The organism is Neorhizobium populisoli, from assembly GCF_019430945.1.
Classification (GTDB): domain Bacteria; phylum Pseudomonadota; class Alphaproteobacteria; order Rhizobiales; family Rhizobiaceae; genus Neorhizobium; species Neorhizobium populisoli.
Genome location: NZ_JAHYCB010000050.1, coordinates 1 through 2,538, shown reverse-complemented (window position 1 = coordinate 2,538; position 2,538 = coordinate 1). Strand labels below are relative to the sequence as shown.

The following is a 2,538-nucleotide window of genomic DNA, read 5'->3' as shown; positions in this document are numbered from 1 at the left end:
CGCCCATTTTAAACGCCTTTCGCAGCAATTTGCTGAGCGCCGCCATCTTTCTGTTGATGGTCGCGTTGCTATTGCCACGTTTGCGTAGTTCGCCGGTGAGCCGATCAACCATTTCGTCTGTGAACGTTTCGAAGGATTGGCCGAGCAGGATTTCATCCAGTCCCTCATTGAAGCATTCACGTTATTCTTATGGCTGCCTGCTTCCCAAAGGATGTCGACGTAACGTTCCAGCAAAGTGACCAGACGCTGCGGCTCGACGATTTTGATCGGGCCTAGGGTCTGGAGCTGGTAGTTGAGGGCACTGTGGCGGGCCACGTGATTAAAAAGCACGGAGCCACCGTCACCTCCGTAAGGCTGCGACGGATCGCTGCCATGGATGCGTGCGGTTGGTCAGCGAAGACGGGATCGCGGACCCGCTTTCCTTGTCTTGACCAATGCTCGCAGTTCAGACACTGTCCTGCTTTCGTGCTGATGGCGCGCGGCGAAATAACCCTTACATCGAAATCTGTCGTGATGAGCGAGCGGGCGGGACCGTATCGTATAGGCGCTCGCAAGTAGAAGGGCTGAGGCTTGGAGCGATTGATGCGCCCTTGCGGCGCGGTTTTTCCTGAAGACGCTGATCCCTCGTAAAGAATGGACAATTTTCATTATTCAGCGAGAGATGGCGAGCCCTCAATTCAGAACTCGTAGCGTATTTCGCGATAGGGCATAGCTCCACCGAGCCCACTAATGTATCGATCCAGCCATTGTCGTTGGTTTACCCTTTCTGCTTCACGCCGACTATCAGCGTATCGCGCTTTACCTTGAGCCAATCTTCGGCGAGGCCTGGATTTGTCAGTTGCGGGATCTTCCAATCGCTCGCGACTTCAACGAGCTTCGCGTCAGGAAGTCGAACAAGCGTGTCGCAACCATGAGGATAGTCGCATGCCGCAGGTCACAGGTTCTATTTAAAATATTCGGATCAATGAGCGCGGGTGGAAGCCATATGGTTAGCCGGCCTCAGCAAGCCTCGTCGTGGCACGATTGATGTAATCAACCAAGGCACGGGCGGCCGCAAACGATTTTACCGCTTCCTCAATCAAACCGGGGGACATCAACATCTCGTCTGAAACGCTGCGACATGCGCCAAAGTTCTTGAGGTTGAAGAAATCGAGCGCATCATGGTTTTTGACAAATCCTTTGCCACTGAATTCGTGACCGCCGGTCAAACCGTTCGGGAAATACTTTCGAAACAGCGGACCTTCGACAATACCTCGCCATTTCCCGGTGTGGGTCGCGATTGTTTGCCTCAAGATGCGAGCGGGACGCGGTGGCGGCAACAATGCGCCGCCTCCACTGTAAGAGTTACCGGGCGACAATTGCATGAAGTAGGTTGCGGCGGCATTCTTCGATAGGGAAACGCGCACTGCGATCGACCCTGTACCTTTTGCGATAGGCGCTCTGGCGAGACACTTTCGCGGATCGATGTTTGCTACGGCTATACGAGGGTCTACCACTTCGGAGCTTGCGATCAGCTGTGATGTAAAATCGATAAGGTTGCGCCGCGCGCTTTCAATTCGAGCTTTGTTGTCGTTCAGCCACTCCTCGCCAAGATTGCTCGAAGCTTCCGAAAGAAATTTTATGGTCGACGGGTCTATCATCTTCATTCCGAACGTAAGGAGGCGGCGGTATCGCGTCCGAGCAACGCAATGGAATAAACGGAACAGAAATATGTCCGATGTGGGCCGTTCATCAGCTTGCCAGTGCTCAGATGCCTGTTGGCCTCTCTCTTGAACGGATTTGAACCCCGCCACGGAGACGCGACAAACTGACATAGCGAGCTATTATTTGCCGACACTTGAGTACCGTCGGCTGAGTTCCTTCTGGCTTCTTCCATGTCGGATGGCCGCAGAGGCATTGCGGCAGTGGCTGGACGCTTAGCGCGAGAAAACGGAGCGGTTACGTGCCTTCGTTTGGAGGAAGAAAGCAAGTCTAGCGGCGGGTCTGACTGGACGCGCCTTTTACCGCGCCGACGCAATCCATCAAATCATTGAGCTGGAATAGAGAAGCGCGAAGTGCTGTTAGGCGACGGCGATACTCGGCAGGACGAGCAAGGCAGAGTTCAGAAACGAGTTCAGGCTCTCGTTCGTCGGCAACATCAATGGTTTCGGTCATTACAGCTCTGGTCAAAAGGCAGGTTATACCGTGATGTCTACCATAATTCTTGAATGTTGCTTAAGATCGGAAGCTCGCCCCGAATTATACCAGTTGTCACTGATGCTGACTCTTGGGGTTCCCAAAGCCGGACGAATCTGAATCGATGGCGCAAACAGGAGGTTTGCGATGGGTTCAGCGCTTTCATTACGGTCGGACTTCGACGGAGCTAGGTTGCGGCTTCTGGCTCGGCAGACACGCGATGCCGATCAGGCGCGGCGGCTTCTGGCTCGGCAGACACGCGATGCCGATCAGGCGCGGCGGCTTCTGGCAGTTGCATCGATCTATGATGGCGGCTCACGCGCCGATGCTGCCCGGCTCGGCAGCGTGACAGTTCAGATCGTG

Annotated in this window: 2 protein-coding genes and 1 pseudogene; 1 reads left to right on the top strand and 2 read right to left on the bottom strand. The window is 54.6% G+C overall.

Translation table 11 applies throughout. The features are described 5' to 3' along the window. Positions 1 to 989 precede the first annotated feature (989 nt). Positions 990 to 1,640 (bottom strand): DUF2461 family protein, encoded by a 651-nt coding sequence (locus KX729_RS33385; protein WP_219746706.1) that lies wholly within the window; start codon positions 1,638 to 1,640, stop codon positions 990 to 992. 331 nt (positions 1,641 to 1,971) lie between these two features. Continuing rightward, positions 1,972 to 2,154 (bottom strand): hypothetical protein, encoded by a 183-nt coding sequence (locus tag KX729_RS33380; RefSeq protein ID WP_219746705.1) that lies wholly within the window; start codon positions 2,152 to 2,154, stop codon positions 1,972 to 1,974. A 168-nt stretch (positions 2,155 to 2,322) separates the two neighbouring features. Here KX729_RS33380 and KX729_RS33375 point away from each other — a divergent pair. Then, positions 2,323 to 2,538: pseudogene (locus tag KX729_RS33375) on the top strand (hypothetical protein); the annotation flags it as partial.

Coding starts and splice junctions, on each gene's coding strand:
- KX729_RS33380 (WP_219746705.1), bottom strand. CDS start 2,154: ATGACCGAAACCATTGATGTTGCCGACGAACGAGAGCCTGAACTCGTT.
- KX729_RS33385 (WP_219746706.1), bottom strand. CDS start 1,640: ATGATAGACCCGTCGACCATAAAATTTCTTTCGGAAGCTTCGAGCAAT.